The sequence below is a fragment of the Candidatus Bathycorpusculum sp. genome (assembly GCF_009778815.1).
GTDB classification, from domain to species: Archaea; Thermoproteota; Bathyarchaeia; order Bathyarchaeales; family Bathycorpusculaceae; genus Bathycorpusculum; species Bathycorpusculum hydrogenotrophicum.
In genome coordinates this window covers 24,645-41,115 of record NZ_WRFL01000007.1, presented here as the reverse complement: position 1 = coordinate 41,115, position 16,471 = coordinate 24,645, and the positions used below count along the sequence as shown (strand labels likewise).

Genomic DNA, 16,471 nt, shown 5'->3' with positions numbered 1-16,471 from the left:
CGTATCTCCTAATTCAATATATAAGACAATTTATAAATTTTACGAAATAATACTTTTCGGTTTATTTTTAAATTGCCGCTTAACATCGTTTAGGCAAACCCGACAAGATGCGTCCGGTGTGATCGATTTCTCCACGGCGGATACGGGTCGTTGAGATAGGATGATGATTTTGGGCGGGAACCATATCCACCACCACAAGCGCAATAGACCGATAACCAAGGGTAGCTCGTTTTTGGTTAATTATCTGCCCTATTTTCTGGGTTTCTTCACTCACAATTAGAGCCTCAATATCACTATCTAAGAGCATTAACCCATAGGAATCAATTAGCGGTACAATCTGGGCACGTTCAACAAGCCCTTTCTGTGCCAAATAGGCCTCAAGCCCCAAACGTCGGTCTTCATAGGAAGCGGTTTTGTGGGGCTTGTTGATTTGCTCTACAAACACATCAGAAGTTAGACCGATAACAACTGTCTCGCCAACATCAAAAGCCCGGCTTAGAAGAGCTTTGTGTCCGCTGTGCAATTCATCAAATGTTCCACCGACGGCAACCTTTTTGTACGATTTCATTTTATCAGTCTGACGCCCTCAAAATCTATTCGGCTCACTATTACTTGATTGGAAGATAAAGTTTGTTTAAAAGCTTCTGCTACCGAGGAGGCGTTCTCTTCATGAACCACGGCATGCACTACTTCACCAATCATATTCTGCGCCGCCCCAATGGCACCAGCTTTTTCGGCCACTGAAACAAGTTCACGAACACCCTCAGTGGCAAACTCCGCATTCTGCGCGAACAGCCAGCACTGAGCCAAAAAATTCTCCAAACTGGGCTCAGCCAAGATAGCCTCAAGGGCCCTTTGGCCATAAACATTAATCTGCTGCATCCGCTGAGGTGAAGTCAGCACAGGCTTTTTGGGGATTAAGGTTTTATAGCAACCCACAACCACCACATAATCTGGGTTTAGGGGGATGCGATCGATTTTACAAATACCCGGCGCGCCGGGTTCGGTAACCAGTATAAGACCACCGTTAAAAGTCAGTGAGCTCACGGTGCCCAATCCGGTTTGGAGCTGAATTTCAACTAAATGCGCAAGTTTGCCGATTTGGTTGTAGGTTAGGGGCAGATTTAGGACTTCTTTTAGAGCTAAGGCTGTTGTTAGGGCGCCGCCGGCGCTTGTTCCAAAGCCCATACCGATAGGGACATCAATTTGATGTTCAACTGTTACTGCATATTTTTTGGTAACTTGGTTGAGAAGTATTTGGGTTATGGCTTGGGTGACTTTGGCATCGGGGGTTGGTTGATTGTTTATAGAAATTTCAATACTGCTCTCTGTGGCGCCGTTTAGAGTGACTTGGGTGTGGGTACCGCGTTGGAGTCCAAAGCCGCCGCCTCTTGCACCCATGTATTGTAAGTCGGTTATGGGGGTGCCGTTTGGGTGGGTGTTGAAAATTTCAAAGAAGCTGGAGATGGCTCCAGGGGCAAATGCTTTAGCGGTTTTTTTGGTCAATTGTCCCGCCTTTGTTTTGAGGTTTATTTCGGTAACGTAGGGCTGGAAAAGCGCTTTGCACTACTGCGATGATAGGTGGTCCAGCTATTATAATGAATGGGATTTCGGTTGCTATGGTCCAAACAAAGAGCGGTAAAACAAGCGCTACTCCAAAGGGTACTCCGAAATAGTCTAAAAACAGGGGGCTAACAGCCCACACCGTTATCGAGAGTAAAAGACCACCAGCGATTTGTCCAACTATGGCGCCTATGGCGTAGCTACGCCATTCTTTCCAATACACAGAGACTATAGCAATCGCAACTAAACTACCAATTATGGTTAACCCAAAGATAAGTAGAAAGACCCCAGCTGAAAAACCGGCAAAAAGAGTCATGTCGGGGAGGAAAACAATAGAGGGCACTAACAACCCTACAATGGCTAAAGATACGAATATGAGCGCTTGTTTTAGGCTAATGTTTTTAGTGTATAGATATCCTATCAGGAAGAACAAAACAAAGTTTGCCGGAACTCCTGCTACTAAGCTTAGGGGGGCGTTTCCGTGTACAAGCACGTCGCGTATGAATATGCCAATAGCTCCACTTATACCACCAACCCAAGGACCATAAAGTGCAGCAAAAACTGCAGGAATAAGAACTGCGGGAAGAAAACCTATGCCAAAAAAACTAAAACCCGAAGTTACGTAGCCAAATACTGCATAGAGCGCGGAACAAACAACTATTGCAGTAAGGTCTTTTGTTGTAAGGTTGATGTTCAATAGATAGCCCTCTAAACGTTGAATTTAACCTTCAAAAGTTGCAGTCTAAATAAGTATTCCGTATATAACGTTTAAACATGACTATACAAATTTAGAGTTGTCTTAACAAAATATTTTCTGGACTGAATTAACCATTTTAAGGCAGTATAAACGGTCCAAACGGAACAGTAAAAATCAGTTTCGTTGGAACATAACACTAGATGAATAAACAGTTGAATTAACGTATTGTCAATTAATTTTATATTTTTTGATCAAACAGCGAAATAAATAACACAAAAATGGACACTGAACAAGGTATTAAAATAAAAAAGCGGAAAGCCAGCTACAGATTTCTGAAGCTTATTCGGATTCTTTGTCTTCGTTTTTAACTGGTTTCATGGGTTCTTGACAGCAGATCAATGCACAACTCTCGTCACATTCGCAGGGGTTTTCAACGACAACAACAAGACCGCAATCTTCACATTCAAAAGTTTCACCTTTATTTTTTGCCAAAAATTCACCTTCTAAAAATAGCGCTACTAACTATATGGTAATCAAAAAATATAAAATTTTCTGAGCCGTTGCTTTCTGAGATAGAGGAAGTTCAATAGTGTAAAAAGCGTTTGAACCATTCGGTTGCGTATTTGGCGACTTCTTCGAGTTTGCCGGGTTCTTCAAAGAGGTGGGTGGCGTTAGGGATTATAGTGAGTCCATTTTGGTTAGTCATTTGATTTTGGGCTTGGCGATTGAGCTCGATAACCTCTTCATCCCATCCACCTACCAGTAGAAGTGTTGGAGCTTTAACTTGTGAGAGATAAGCGCCTGCGAGGTCAGGCCGGCCACCTCTTGAAACAATAGCGGTCACGGTATCGGATAGTTTTGTTGCTGCGATTAGTGCGGCTGCGGCTCCAGTGCTTGCGCCAAAATAACCCAGTTTTAGTTTTTTGGTTTGGGGTTTGTTTTGCAACCATTGGGTTGCGCCTATGAGACGGTTTGTGAGCAGGTCGATATTGAAACGGTATTCTGCGGTCAGGACATCTATTTTTTCTTCGTTGGGGGTTAGCAGGTCAAAGAGTAGTGTTGCTATGGAGGCTTGGTTGAATTTTTGGGCGACGTATTGGTTTCGGGGGCTAAGACGACTGCTTCCACTGCCATGAACAAATACCACCATGCCTTGGGTGTTTGAGGGTAGAGTCAGATCGCCTTCAACGACTATGTTTTCGATGGGGATTTTTTGGGTTGATGAGAAGAAGGAGGTTGTCAAATTATGACCTCTTGGGTTTGGGGGGTTTGTTTTTTTCTGTTTTCTTGGAGCAGAGTTATGACTTCTTGGTCGCTTGTTTGGTTAAAGTTGTTGTAGAATTGTCCTATGGCTTGGAAGAAATCAGGGGTGTAGAGACATATTACGCGGTCGGTTTGTTGTTTTAGTTCTTGTATGGTTGTTGGGGGTCCGACTGGAATTGCGATGGTTGTGGTTGTTGCGTTTTTGTTTTTGACTGAGGCTAGGGCTGCTTTCATGGTGGAGCCTGTGGCTATGCCGTCATCAACAAGGATAACGTGTAGTCCAGCTATATTGGGGGCGGGTAGGTTTTGGCGGTATGTTTTGAGCCTGCGTGCGATTTCTTTTTTTTGTCGTTCGCTCTCCTCTTGGATGTATTGGTTGGTTATAGCCAAGTAGTTGATGGTGTTGTTGTCCAAGACGGTGGTGCCGTCCTCGGTTATAGCGCCTATGGCTAGTTCGGGGTTGTTGGGGGCGCCTAGTTTGTGGGGTATGATCACATCTATGGGCAGGTTTAGGGCATCGGCGATTTGGTAGCCGACAACAACTCCGCCGCGGGGAATTGCCAAAACTATACCGTTTTGGCCTCTAAAATTCTCTAATGCTGATGCTAAGCGTTTGCCGGCATCTATACGATCATTAAAATAAGCCATGGTAATACCTCAGAAATCTACTTGATAAATGGCAGATTTAGGTATAAAAGGTGGTGCCTGCACACCAAAAATAACATCGCTGGCTATGTTAGTCAAAAGTTAACGCCTCAAAAGTTGGTGTTTAACCTGTTTGTTGATGTTTAATTACATTAAGTCATTATAAGAGGATCTGAGCAGGCTAATGTTCATCAGATGATAGGATCTGAGCAGCTGGATTTGGTTTGGATCTCAGTGAACCCAATCGGTAAGATGTTCCGGGCAGCTAAAATAGGCACACCTATAAAAGAGTCCAGAACAATCATGCCTACATTAAAAGCGGATTTAAGATGAGTGAACAACCAAACGAACAACCACCTCAAACTCAGATAACTAAACTTTTAGTCGATGACCCCGAGAATTTTCAGTTTCATGCTGCATACCTTGTTTATGAGGAGGCCTTTGATAAGGCACGGGACAGCCAAGCAAAAACGGAGCTCAATCGAAATATTTTAGAGTTAAGCGAAAACAAGATTGATACTGAAACGTTTTACATGAATGTGTCTCGTTTTCGAAAACTAGACGTTCCTCGACAGGAACGGTTTTCCATGCAGACACAACGTAAAAAAGACTGGCGCAAAAAGGAACAACGTCAAGACAGAATTAAGCGTCATAAAAAATAGGTAATAAACACTGGGTGTCTACATGACACCCTAATTTTAACATCTAAAAACTAAGCTAAAGAGGTCTTTGCGACAATATTTTTGTTTTCTCTTTGGCTGTTTTTGTTTGACAGCTATTCTTCTTTGTCTTCGTCTTTGATTTTGGTAATAACAATATAACTCATGTTCAATGTATCTTTTTGGCACATCAGCTTTAGCAGAGTTCCCAAAGGTGTAACCACACGCTCCAAGAACCCCGCCACCTCAACCTCAGACAAAGAAAAACCACATTACTCAACTATTTTCTACCCACATCAAATCACACAAGCTAACCGAGATAACCTCATATACTTTTTTGCCCAATATACAGACAAGCAGGCGCCGATATGACCCAAAAAACCAAACACCATACAAAACTTCATGAGCAACCGATTTCGGATCCGGCTAATTCTATGCTTAAGCAAAGAGAATTTTGTAAAAAGTTAAGTCCACGCAAAGGTATACAGGAAGCGTTCAAGTTTCTGGTTCACAATATTGAGCAGATTTACTGCTTAAAGTGCCTAAATCCCAAAGTGTTAAAGATGGAAAGCCGTAAAAATAATTTTTTTGCAAAGTCTAATTACATATTTTGTTTATCAGGTGTCTAAACTATGGATGCCATATTTTTGTATTTAGTGGAGTTTTTAGTATTTATAGTGGCACTAGTTTTTTCCTTCGAATTTTTGATTAAGTGGTATAAGCCATTGCTTTCGAACCGCCCGCTTAACAGAAACAAATCGACAAGATACATACTAGGCTTACTGCCGATAGGCTCTCTTGGTGTTATTTTATTTACCTTAAGAATGTTAGCTTCATTTGATGTTGTGGACAGTTTTATTTACATTTCGATGTATCTGGTTTTAGGGATTGCATGGCTTTTCCTTGGAGTGACACTTATGTCAGGAGTTTTTGATTTGTCATGGCTTGATGATGCGCTGAATTTGAATAATAAAGCTGCTTTAATAGCGGTCGTGGGTGGATTTCTTGGATTAACAATTATTTATTCTGGTGCAAATATCGGGAACGGGCCGGGATGGTGGTGTGTTGTTTTTACCGGAGGATTAGGTCTTGGTGCATGGATTGTTCTTGGGCTTGTAATCAACAGTTGCACAAAAACTTTTGAGCGCATTACCGTTGAGAGAGACATTGGATGTGGAATACGGTTTGGATCTTACCTGTTGGCAAGCGGAATTATTTTGGCGAGAGCGTGCGCCGGAGATTGGACTTCTTTTTATAGAACCACAGTTGAATTTATAGACGGCTGGCCGGTGCTCGTTTTGGCAGGAATTTTGATTTTAGTTGAGCTATACTATATTCATAGAGCCAAATCTAATAAAACTAATAACACCATTTTCAGTTCAATATTTTTGGGAGCTGTTTTTATAGCAATGGCAATCGCGATTGTATATTTGTTGTCACTAACAAGTGGAAACCCAATATATAGAGTAGCACTTGAAGTCTTTTGGAGCCTGCGTATATGAAACACTCAATTAAACTTGAATTGATCCCAGAGGATAAGTACTCCGATTATCGGTACAACGTTATTTTCAAAGCGTACAAATGGGATCCGCAGGTTGGGGACAGTAACACCGTTTCCAAACATGTTATCATATTAGACCCAAAAACTGTTGAACAATTAAAATCATGGGCTGAACAGTTGTCAAGCGAAACAATGCTTATGGAAGAAGAACTGTTAAAAAACCTTTCTTTAGCAAAAGAACTGGGATTGCCCGATAAAATAAGAAAAATGCTTGGCCGTTCGTCAAATTACAATCGAAATAAAAATGTGCGGTTGATGCGTTTTGATTTTCATCCAACTAAAACCGGGTGGGCTATATCGGAGGTAAACAGCGATGTGCCGGGAGGTTTTGCAGAAGCATCTGTTTTACCTGAGATTACCAATACATATTTTGACGGATACACGCCCGCTGAAAATTTTTCAAACATAATGGTTGAAGCCTTTAAAAGCAAAACTAAAGCTGGCGCAAATATAGCTTTTGTTCACGCGACAGCCTACTCTGACGACCGACAAGTTATGCAGTTTTTAAGCGACCGTTTCGTGGAAAACGGCATGAACACAGTTTTTGCTGCACCGGATCATATAAAATGGGCAGATAAAAAGGCGTTTAGCATTGTAGAAGGAAATGAGTGTGAAATAGACGGTATTATTCGGTTTTTCCCATTAGACTGGCTTGTCAGTTTGCCGCGAACAGCGAAATGGCAAGGGTATTACGACTGTGAAACGGTATCCTGCAATCATCCAGTAGCCATATTGACCCAATCAAAAAGATTACCGCTTATTTGGGATAAACTTGGCGTTAAAATTCCCGTATGGAAAGAATTATTACCAGAGACAAAATCTCCAAAGGATATAAATCCACAAAATACTGATTGGATTTATAAACCGGCACTGGGAAGGGTTGGTGAAGGAATTTCAATCAAAGATGCAATCAGTAAAAAGGAACTATCAGAGATTGAAAAGTCTGCGCGTAGGGATTCAAAAAACTGGGTTTCTCAGCAAATGTTTGAAAGCGCTCCTGTTAAATCGGTAAATGGTGAAAATTATCATTTGTGCCTAGGCGTATTTACGATAGACGGAAAATTTGCAGGAATTTATGGAAGAATCAGCTTGTATCCACGCATAGATTCTAACGCGGAGGATATTTCGGTATTGGTATCAAAGGAGAGCGTATAATGAAAGACAAAATGGGCATGTATAAAATTTGGGCTCCAGACAACGTTTTGTGGACGCAATGGACAAAACCTGTGTTATTTACAAGTTTGCTATGTAATAATGATGACAATTACGAGTTAAAAACGCCTAATTCTAACCATATGCAAATGGTTGATTACAATGCAGTTATTATTGTAGATTTACCCGGAAAAGAAAGTGTTGACGAAGGACTGGCTTTGGCACAGTGCGGATATAGACCAGTTCCTCTGTACAACGGAGTATACTGTAATTCAAAATTTTCAATGATTGTAGATGTACAAGGCATTGCCAAAGCACTGCAAGAGGGAACCGATATACTGTCTTCATTAAATATCAAAGCGGATGCTCCACCAGTATTTCTATTAGATTCTAACAGAATGACAGGACAAGGAAAACAACCGGGCAAATATGATAACCGCTGGTGTGTTTTTCCGCAGGATATGCCCTCCGCCTCTTTTCTGTTGAAAAGCGGTATTCAAAAAATTATTGTACGCTCCACAAGGATTCAAGAAGATTTAGCACACATCTTATTACGTTATCAAAATCAGGGCATCAACATTTTCTTATGCGATAATGATGAAAACCCAAAGGAGATAAAAGTTTCAAAACCGTCATTGTTTATGAGCATTTTTTACCGTTTCAAGGTAACTCTCGGCTTAAGCCGTAACGCAACCGGCGGATTTGGCGCAGTTATCCCCGAACCGCAAATAGGCTGGTCAAACAGGAGATATTATATGTATGGATAGACTTTGGGACAAAACTCTTTGAAACCATTTGCATAGTTTCCCTTTGAATACCCAACCATTTAGCTAAGAGAAGTTAAAATTTAGCTATAGCTTAAGTATTTTGGGCTGGATACATAAATTTTTGTAAAACACCAAACACAAAGCAAAAAACAGGTGGTTTAGGGCAAGCCAGTTATGGAAGAGAAGAAGAAACAGAAAGAGATTGATCAGCTGTTTTTTTCTTGTGTGTAAACACAAACCGCACAGCCATGATCAACACCGCCAATAGGAGAATAACCTGCAGAATAGTCCAATTATTCACCAGTCCCATTGGACAAGTCATATCCTCAGTAAATAGAAAAACAACAATACCTGCAACACCCATGACAAGTGCGGCAACTAACCAATAATTAAAGTGATTGTTTTTCTGTTTTTTGGTTCCTCGCTGGCTTGTGATTTCTTTTGCTTTTTCTTATGTTGCAACAGAACACAAACAACTACAACGATAGCCAATATGAGACCCACTACACTTAGCACTAGGTTTACAAGGGCCCACATTTGTACGGGTTCGTCAGTGTCATTGCGTAGAAGTAGTATTGTGCTTGGCGAGGACGGAGTTGCACTTGGAGCTGGAGGTGTCAACCAATATTCACCTAAACAGCCACCCAATCACAAAACAACCAACAACAACCCAACAACAACCCAACAACAACCCAACAACAACCCAACAACTAAACAGACACTAAACCTAAGACAAAAACAAACCACAAAACAAATGTGTATACCGACTGCCAACAACCAAAGCATGGAACCAAAGCTACCAGAATCGACACCTTGCTAAGATGCAGATATTTTGATTCTTAAACGTGAATTATAAAATCAAAGACATCTATTCGCCGACTTTTTCCTAATCTCTTCCTGCTGCTGGGGTGAAAAAACCTCTTCGGCACATACAGGGCACCTCAGAGCCGCCACATCATAAAGCACCACATCGCCGACTTCTAAATCAAACACTACCTCAACATATTCGACACAACAAATAGGACAGAGCAAAGCACCTGCCTTTGTATCTTTGCCTTTGGCACCATCAGGCATAATCCGCGTTTTGTCATCTGCCAGGTCTATCACCACTCAAAACAGCGGCGCACTAAGTAATAAATAACAGGGTATATTGTGATCCACGTTTATATGACACACCACAATTTAGTCAAAACCAGCAGTCCATCAAGCATATAGTCCTCTAGAGGTAACTTTTACCGCTAAACAACGGTGTTGATAGAACAGTTATACCCGCAATTTTTACACTGATTCTGTTGTTGTACCGTCTGAGTTTATATGCAGGTATCAAGTTTAGCCGCTATATGTTACTCTGTAGTTTTTTGCCGCAACAGCCGCAGAAAATGGCATCAGAGGGATTTTTTGCCCCGCAATTTGTGCAGATTATGATATCTGTTTGTTGAGATGAATTTTGGGAGGGCTTTTGGTGCATTTCTTCGTTGACGTGGTTAAACGCTGTCTGTATTTCATGTGCTGCAAAAATGAATGCTTTTTCTAGTTCGATACCGGTTTGGTAGAGAGCTGTACGCAGTGCATCTGTGGGATAGTCGGCGTGGGCGGTTTTGCCGGCTTCTGTTTTGGTGCCGCATCGTGCACAGAAGTAGGCGTCATCGGGGATTTGGGTGCCGCATTTTGAACAGTAAACCATGTTTGTTACCGCTAAGGGTGGGGTGGATTAGGATTTAAGGTTTTATTATCTTCTCGTTATTATTTAGTAGGGGGTTTAGGGTCTTTTTTTGAGTGTTGATTCGGTTTTGTCAAAGATGTATTGGTTGTAGTGTTGGGTATAGTAGAGTTGGAGGTATTCAGTTGCGAATTGGGGGTGGAAGGGTAGATCTGAGGGGGTTAGTTTTTCTTTTTGTTGGAGTTGTTGGGTTATGGCGGTTTTTGCTGTGGGATAGTTGAGGAGGAATTCTTTGCGGTCGGCATATATTGTAAGTGTTTGTATGGCTTCATTGAGGTGGTTAAGAGATAGGGGCAGGTTTTCTAGGATTTGGTTGATGGGGTATTTGGTGGTGTTGGCTATTATTTGGAGGGTTTGTTCTAGTTGTTTGTGTAGGGGAGTGTTTTTTTCCCAGAGGTAATCTTGGGTGGGTAGGAGTTTGTTGATGGTTTTTTGGTCGTGTGTTAGGTTGGTGTGGATTATTGTGAGGATGCCGTTTGATATGGTGATGCAATTTTGTACGTCAGTGGTTAATTCTACGACATCGTGTAGGGTTAGTTTTTCTTTTTCTGCGCGGTGTTCTGCGGCTGTTTGGATGTCTTTTGCTTTTTTGGCGTAGTTGAGTACTTTTTGGGTGTTGCTACCAAAAGCTTGGGATAGTGTTGTTTGGGTTTGGTTGTTTAGCAACAGTAGTTGTAGGTTTGCTATGGGTTTTAGTGTGTGTTGGAGGTGGTGGTTGGTTGTTTGGATGTCTGTGCTGTATTGGCGGGTCCAATTGTTGAGGGCGTTGTAGAGGGCTTCGAGGGCTATCCAGGGGGCTTGGTTTGTGGAGAGTTTTTCTTGGGCGAATTCGATGGCTTTGCTTTTTTTGGGCAGGGTGGGGTCGTAGAGGGGTTGTATGATGTTATAGATGGGTGTGGCGGTTGTTGTGACTTCTTGGGTTAGGTTTTTGGCTGTTTGGATGATTTGTTTGATGGTTTCTATGCGTTCTTCTATAGGCATATCTTTTTGGGGGTTTATGTTGAGGGTGGTTTGGATGGGTAATTCTGCGTTTTTGAGTTTGCCAATCCAGTTTGCGAATTCACAGGTTGAGAAAACTTGATATTTGTAGAGGAGGTTGTTGAGTTCTACTTCTATGGTTTCATGGTCTTTATTGAGTTTGTCTAGGTTTGTGAAGTGTTCGTCGAGTTCTTGTTGTTGGAATTCTTTTAGGGTGGCGCGTTTGAGGGTGTCTTGGAGGGTTTCTTTTAGGATAATTATTTTGCCTTCGGGCAGACTTGCATTTACGGGAGTGTTTTCTGTTACGTTTTTGATTTGGTTTTCTAAAGTGAGGGTTTTATCTAGGAGCATTTGGGCTTTGGTGGCGATTTCTTGGTTGGTTGCGCGTTGTTTGGGTGTGTTATCCATAAAAAAGATGGGCAGGGTTAGAAGCAAGGTTGTAAATATGCCCAGAATCATGGTTGTGACAGTTATATCTGCACTAAAGGCTAGCTGGGTTTGAAGTGCACTGGCTAGTATGAAAAATAGTGCAGCCGTAAGAGTTGCTGTGATGCAGGGTAGAGTTCTATCGGCTGAGCCGAGAAAGTTTTCTTTGATAAGTATGCGGGTTAAAAAAAGCATAGCGGCCACCAAGCCGGCGATTATGATTATAAATATGACAATGCCGGGAATTGAGTCAAGATATTGGGTCAGGACCTCAGTTATGGTGCGTCCGGTCCAGTCGGGGGTCCAGGTGGTTTGGCCGGTAATGTTGTAGAGGATTTGTGAGCTGTCATATAGGCGGAATTGTGACATGGAGCTTGTGAGATCTTGAGAAATTGAGCCCAGCGATACAAACAGGGGTGGTGCGGAGCCAGGAGCAGCCCACCAGTCGCTTTGTTCAATGAGTAAAACAGTGTATTGGTAGTATTGCAAAAGTTGAAGCGGTACAGAAAGCAACGCATAGTAGATAAGGGTAAGAGAAACAAACTTTTTAAAAAATACGGCTGAGGCTAAAATTAGTGGTATGGCCAAAAAGAGGGTTGGTTCAAAGAAAAGCGCCACGACGGACAGTATACCAAAATCGATGGCCAGTGCACTCCGGTAGCGGTTAAACAGGGCAGGCAGAGCTGTGAACAGCACCATCCAAATCACTATAAATGCAATACGTATCGAGGTATCGCCTAGAAATGAGATAAAATAGAGTTCAGATAGATGAAAGATTAAACCTAACCCAATGACTGCGCCGCCTATGGGCATACCAAATTGGGGTTTTTGGTAAGTGATAAAAGCTACTAGAAAAGCCAAAAGTATCGGCAGAGGCTGGGGAAACAGGGGTAAAAAAGACATACCTAAACTCATGGCGACCATGGTCACCGCAAAAGTGAAAAGTTTAAACGCGGTTGTTTCAGCTTGGCGTTCGCGTTCGTCTGTTTCGTTTTTCCTCTGTTGTCTGGCTTTATTCCAGCGGCTTATGCCCGAAAGCTTATGGAGGGGCTTTAACAAGCAATATACCTAAACCTTATTTTATGTAAACTCCTCTTAAAGGTTATGCAGGTACGCCCGATGAGGGATGGAAAAAACACATTTAATATCCTTTCAAGTATTGAAAAACACATCGAATCGCTAAAACCTCTGCTACCTAAACAGCTCATAGTTTGCATCGGTGAGTACCCCATAAAAACAGTTCTAAAACAACCCACAGCAAACAGTGCCTTACCGATTTTTATTGAGAAGTCAAGTGAGGATATCTATAAATGGATTCCACACAACTACACCCCCCAATTCGTACGGGGCTTTGAAGATGAGGACATCGATACCCACTTTTGGTACGATGTGCTCCCCGCCATAGCCAAAGATAGCACAATTATCGAGAGCCTAAAAAACAAGCCTACTGAGAAGCTACGAAGTGCCTTAATTTTTGCATCTGTTTGGGATGGCGTTGGCAGTGCCGCAGTACCAAGCCTCACCAGCAAATTCAGAAATCAAAACATTGATTCCCTATCTATGGTAGTGTTACCCTCAAAAATCCAGCCTGCTGATGCCCACTTTAATGCCTATGCCTCTTTGCAAATGTGCCTATCAACCAAGGGATCGACTGTTTTGCTCTTAGGCCGAGATGAACTGGAAACGTTTGAAGGATTGGATCGAGAAGGCACACCTATCAAAGGTAAAGAAGTTGTTAATTATCTGCTTAGCTTGTTTTTAGCTAAAGAACTTTTGGTACCAGAAATAACAGAACTAGCCCGAACCTTTGATATCAAAATGTTTGGTGTTGCAACAGTTACAGCTGTCAGCTACCGGGTCTATGGCTCCTTAAAAAACATGTTAAATGTTGCACTGTTAAAACCGCTTCTAAGCTTTGAGTTATCTAAAGCCTCTTTGCTCTATGTGCTTTTGCGAATGCCCTCAAACCTCAAAGAACAAATCCCAAGAACCGAAATTGAACTAGCCATCACTATGTGGTTTAAAGAAAAAACCAGTCTCCAATCTATCCATATTACAGAACCTATCTATACTGAGGATATGTCTGATCGCATAGATATGGTGCTTTTCATCGGCGGCTTTGACATCAACAACATGTTTGGAGCACAAGATACAAAGGTGCAAAAACTCAAAAACAGCGCAGTTGAGAAGGGGTATATAACTAAAGATTGGCAGTTACTTCTCAAAGTTGACGAACCAAAAGAACCCAAGAACCCAACATCCTCCGAAAACCAGATTACCACCAAACCATCAGCATCAACAGAACAGAATCAGCTCATAGAAGAACCCCAAACTATAAACAAACCAGATCCAACCATAGAGACAACAACCGACTCCGCCCAAACAACAACGAAAGCAAAAGTGAAAACAGGAGAGTAGACCAATGGGATATAGTGTTGATTTGAATCAAATACCGCTTCTCCAATATATGGAAATTCTAAAAAAACAAAATTTGTTACCGGGTCGAAAAATACTATTGATGAATCTTGAAGAGAATTTCCACAAAATATCAGCCGCTGGTATTGATAATTTGGCTGAACTTAAAAACAATATAACTTCGACGCCGCGGCTTGTAGCATTTGCCGCAAAAACAGGGGTACCTGAAAATTATCTGACCATTTTGAAAAGAGAAATGGGCAGTCTGGAACAAAAAACTGTAGCTATCACTGATTTCCCAGGCATTTCGACCAACACCATCACCACTCTTTTGAATAAGAATATAAAAACATCAAAAGAGGTATATAATTTTACAATCAACCCCAACAATACAGCCATAGCAAGCCGGGAAATGGGCATTGAGGCTAACGAACTGCAAGAATTAAGCAGTTTGTGTAATCTTGTTAGAATCAACGGCATAGGACCAATCGCCGCAAAAACTCTATACGAGAGCGGCTATAGAAGCATTACCGAAATTGCCCAAGCAAAGGCAACGGAATTGCTTGAGCACATGAACACAGTTAATGCGAACAGACAATATTATAAAGCTAAACTTGGCGAAAAGGATATGCAGTTTATCATTGATGCAGCAAATATGATTCTAAACAGAGATAAATAAAATTTAGAGCAACACTTAGAGTTGAGACAACTCGAGAGTTACACTCTCGGAATTATTGCAGATGTCTAAACTCGTTTATACTCAAACACTTACTCGAACAAAGAGGGCGAAATAGAGCCCAATTCAGTTGTCAAGGAATACTTGACAGTTCAAAACGAGAGCTATCGGTTTCAAGAAGTGTCAAACACTACAATCTTGATGTTTTTTTCGGTTGGATATCGATCAAAATCTCTTCGGGTACTTAGTTTAGGCGGTGAGCTTGGAGGTTCTACGCGAGCATCTTGTCAAGGGCGTTTCGATATGATGACTTGCTAAAAAAATCAGGGCGGCAACTATTGGCACGAACTTTTAGAACGCATCCGCGATATTGCTCCAGTGAAAAGTTTTCTATCGCCAAATACCGGATCAAGAAATTGCAAAGATAAAAAAAGAGAAAAATCAGCAGACGAAGTGAATTATTTTAACTCTTATAGCCTACATGAATATTCCTCATTTGCATCAGGGAACCTAAAGTAACTTGCAAATTAACTGGTTGAGATGTGTTAACCTCACATAGTGTGCCATTCCATTCTGGTGATAAACTATCGCCATGCGGGTACACCATCATGTTTTTGATCGGTTTGTATTTATTAGCATCCTTTGTATAAAGAAGAGCATAATGTGTCGCAACACCTTGATTTAAATAAGAGTTAGCTGTGTGATACGAGGCGGTCACACCGTTGTGTGTAATATTTATGGTTGTTTGCAAGTTACCAGATGGGTAAGGTGTACACAATATATTTGTTATTGCATTTTCACGTTTCCCACGTTTTATACATAAAAATCTGTTGCGACCTGACGGGAAATGCAATAAGTTTTTTCCATAACCGCCTATAGGCAGATATCCTGGAGGACATTTAGTTTCAGCTTCCTTTAGGGTCATAGCAGATATAACCATTATATCTGTTATAAACGTCTCTTCTTCTGTTGGTATGATTTTACCGGCCATGTGATTAAATGTTTCCTCAATCTTGTCACGTCTGTCGTTGTTTTTACAGAAGGTCCAGATTGGAGTCAGACTGTTATAACTTGTTATGCCACAAGGGGCACATTTTGTTGGATCGTCAAGGGAAGCACACCATGATTTATACTCGCTACTCAAATCGTCAATTCCAGCGATTGCAAGAGCATTTCCACCAATAACGTTTACATTTAAATCACTTCTTGCGGACAGTTGACTTGCTTTTGTTTTGTATTCAGCAGATGCTGAACCGCTCACAAGAGCATAGGATGCTACAACTTCAGCTTTTATGGTGAGGTTCGTATCTTTAACTGTTTTTTTTGTTGTATAATTTAATTCAAGCCTGCCACCAAGGAATACCTCTTTAACAAGGTGTGTTCCATATTTGTTAAACAGAGCCACAGGATCCATAGAACTGTTAAGATCCGCCACAAATTCATCCGTAAATTTGTATTTGTTTTCTGATATATCTATCGTTTGTCTATTTTTTACAAAGTATGCATATAGCTTTGTATATGCTTTTTCTTCATGGTCTGTAGAGCTTTGTGAAAACTCTAATGAGGCTGAACCAGAAAACAGTCCGTACGTACCTTTTACCTGTAATTTTGCATTGAATTCTTTATAAACGTCACTTACTGAGCTTTCCGTTATAACTACAGTGTTGCCAAATATGTTTCGATAGTTCTTAACTTCATTGTCATCAATATCAAGTATCTTGTCTGCTGCGATCATGAATTGAGGACTGATATAGGGGCTTTCAAGAACATTATAGCCCATTCCGACACAAACATAGGATTCAGGTATAGGGGAACCAGAACTTTGTATAGTTTGAACAGACGTACGTTCCAAACTTTGTGTGGTTGCTATACACGCCAATTTGAACTTATTATTCGTTGAAGAATTTATCGTTGATTGATTTACAGTCAGATTACCCAAACATAATACA

General features: G+C 41.3%; 19 protein-coding genes. 7 read left to right on the top strand and 12 right to left on the bottom strand.

Annotated features, from left to right (window positions below):
• Positions 1–79: 79 nt before the first annotated feature.
• From FWF39_RS02745 to FWF39_RS02720, 6 genes are all read right to left on the bottom strand, one after another.
• Entirely contained in the window at positions 80–568 is a 489-nt protein-coding gene (locus FWF39_RS02745; protein ID WP_343381905.1) for a pantetheine-phosphate adenylyltransferase, read from the bottom strand.
• Entirely contained in the window at positions 565–1,506 is a 942-nt protein-coding gene (locus FWF39_RS02740; RefSeq protein WP_343381904.1) for a hypothetical protein, read from the bottom strand. The genes FWF39_RS02745 and FWF39_RS02740 overlap by 4 nt, the downstream gene beginning before the upstream one ends.
• Positions 1,487–2,260: a hypothetical protein gene (locus FWF39_RS02735; RefSeq protein WP_343381903.1), complete on the bottom strand. Its 774-nt coding sequence runs from the start codon at positions 2,258–2,260 to the stop codon at positions 1,487–1,489. The genes FWF39_RS02740 and FWF39_RS02735 overlap by 20 nt, the downstream gene beginning before the upstream one ends.
• A 339-nt stretch (positions 2,261–2,599) precedes the next feature.
• Positions 2,600–2,752 carry a hypothetical protein gene (locus tag FWF39_RS02730; RefSeq protein WP_343381902.1) on the bottom strand — a complete coding sequence of 51 codons (153 nt, stop codon included), beginning with the start codon at positions 2,750–2,752 and terminating at the stop codon, positions 2,600–2,602.
• A 91-nt stretch (positions 2,753–2,843) separates the two neighbouring features.
• Positions 2,844–3,503 (bottom strand): dienelactone hydrolase family protein, encoded by a 660-nt coding sequence (locus FWF39_RS02725; protein ID WP_343381901.1) that lies wholly within the window; start codon positions 3,501–3,503, stop codon positions 2,844–2,846.
• A complete protein-coding gene (locus FWF39_RS02720; protein ID WP_343381900.1) occupies positions 3,500–4,171 on the bottom strand; it encodes a phosphoribosyltransferase in 672 nt (223 codons plus the stop codon). Before FWF39_RS02720 ends, FWF39_RS02725 begins: the two co-directional genes overlap by 4 nt.
• 326 nt (positions 4,172–4,497) lie before the next feature.
• Here FWF39_RS02720 and FWF39_RS02715 point away from each other — a divergent pair, with 326 nt between their 5' ends.
• On the top strand, positions 4,498–4,830 hold the full coding sequence (locus FWF39_RS02715; protein ID WP_343381899.1) for a hypothetical protein: 333 nt from the start codon (positions 4,498–4,500) through the stop codon (positions 4,828–4,830).
• Between the two features lie 113 nt (positions 4,831–4,943).
• Here FWF39_RS02715 and FWF39_RS02710 read toward each other — a convergent pair whose 3' ends face one another.
• Entirely contained in the window at positions 4,944–5,087 is a 144-nt protein-coding gene (locus FWF39_RS02710; protein WP_343381898.1) for a hypothetical protein, read from the bottom strand.
• Positions 5,088–5,459: 372 nt separating this feature from the next.
• Between FWF39_RS02710 and FWF39_RS02705 the strand changes: the two genes are divergently transcribed.
• Genes FWF39_RS02705 through FWF39_RS02695 form a run of 3 tightly spaced genes read left to right on the top strand, consistent with a single transcriptional unit; the run spans position 5,460 to position 8,307 of the window.
• A complete protein-coding gene (locus tag FWF39_RS02705) occupies positions 5,460–6,329 on the top strand; it encodes a hypothetical protein (RefSeq protein ID WP_343381897.1) in 870 nt (289 codons plus the stop codon).
• Positions 6,326–7,543, top strand: coding sequence for a glutathionylspermidine synthase family protein (locus FWF39_RS02700; RefSeq protein ID WP_343381896.1), 1,218 nt, complete (start codon positions 6,326–6,328; stop codon positions 7,541–7,543). Before FWF39_RS02705 ends, FWF39_RS02700 begins: the two co-directional genes overlap by 4 nt.
• A complete protein-coding gene (locus FWF39_RS02695) occupies positions 7,543–8,307 on the top strand; it encodes a hypothetical protein (RefSeq protein ID WP_343381895.1) in 765 nt (254 codons plus the stop codon). The genes FWF39_RS02700 and FWF39_RS02695 overlap by 1 nt, the downstream gene beginning before the upstream one ends.
• Positions 8,308–8,479: 172 nt before the next feature.
• Here FWF39_RS02695 and FWF39_RS02690 read toward each other — a convergent pair whose 3' ends face one another.
• Positions 8,480–8,671 (bottom strand): hypothetical protein, encoded by a 192-nt coding sequence (locus FWF39_RS02690; RefSeq protein WP_343381894.1) that lies wholly within the window; start codon positions 8,669–8,671, stop codon positions 8,480–8,482.
• 189 nt (positions 8,672–8,860) lie between these two features.
• Between FWF39_RS02690 and FWF39_RS02685 the strand changes: the two genes are divergently transcribed.
• Positions 8,861–9,127 carry a hypothetical protein gene (locus FWF39_RS02685; protein WP_343381893.1) on the top strand — a complete coding sequence of 89 codons (267 nt, stop codon included), beginning with the start codon at positions 8,861–8,863 and terminating at the stop codon, positions 9,125–9,127.
• A 38-nt stretch (positions 9,128–9,165) separates the two neighbouring features.
• Here FWF39_RS02685 and FWF39_RS02680 read toward each other — a convergent pair whose 3' ends face one another.
• The 3 genes from FWF39_RS02680 to FWF39_RS02670 all read right to left on the bottom strand — a co-directional run bounded on the left by FWF39_RS02680 (position 9,166) and on the right by FWF39_RS02670 (position 12,490).
• Positions 9,166–9,417 carry a hypothetical protein gene (locus FWF39_RS02680; protein ID WP_343381892.1) on the bottom strand — a complete coding sequence of 84 codons (252 nt, stop codon included), beginning with the start codon at positions 9,415–9,417 and terminating at the stop codon, positions 9,166–9,168.
• Between the two features lie 226 nt (positions 9,418–9,643).
• Positions 9,644–9,991 carry a zinc-ribbon domain-containing protein gene (locus FWF39_RS02675; protein ID WP_343381891.1) on the bottom strand — a complete coding sequence of 116 codons (348 nt, stop codon included), beginning with the start codon at positions 9,989–9,991 and terminating at the stop codon, positions 9,644–9,646.
• A 75-nt stretch (positions 9,992–10,066) separates the two neighbouring features.
• Positions 10,067–12,490: a hypothetical protein gene (locus FWF39_RS02670; protein WP_343381890.1), complete on the bottom strand. Its 2,424-nt coding sequence runs from the start codon at positions 12,488–12,490 to the stop codon at positions 10,067–10,069.
• Positions 12,491–12,550: 60 nt separating this feature from the next.
• On the opposite strand from FWF39_RS02670, the gene FWF39_RS02665 reads away from it, so the two are divergent.
• Both FWF39_RS02665 and FWF39_RS02660 read left to right on the top strand, forming a co-directional pair.
• Positions 12,551–13,849, top strand: coding sequence for a hypothetical protein (locus FWF39_RS02665; RefSeq protein ID WP_343381889.1), 1,299 nt, complete (start codon positions 12,551–12,553; stop codon positions 13,847–13,849).
• 4 nt (positions 13,850–13,853) lie between these two features.
• Entirely contained in the window at positions 13,854–14,525 is a 672-nt protein-coding gene (locus tag FWF39_RS02660) for a DUF4332 domain-containing protein (protein WP_343381888.1), read from the top strand.
• Positions 14,526–14,985: 460 nt separating this feature from the next.
• Here FWF39_RS02660 and FWF39_RS02655 read toward each other — a convergent pair whose 3' ends face one another.
• A complete protein-coding gene (locus tag FWF39_RS02655) occupies positions 14,986–16,461 on the bottom strand; it encodes an MAC/perforin domain-containing protein (RefSeq protein ID WP_343381887.1) in 1,476 nt (491 codons plus the stop codon).
• Between the last annotated feature and the right edge of the window lie 10 nt (positions 16,462–16,471).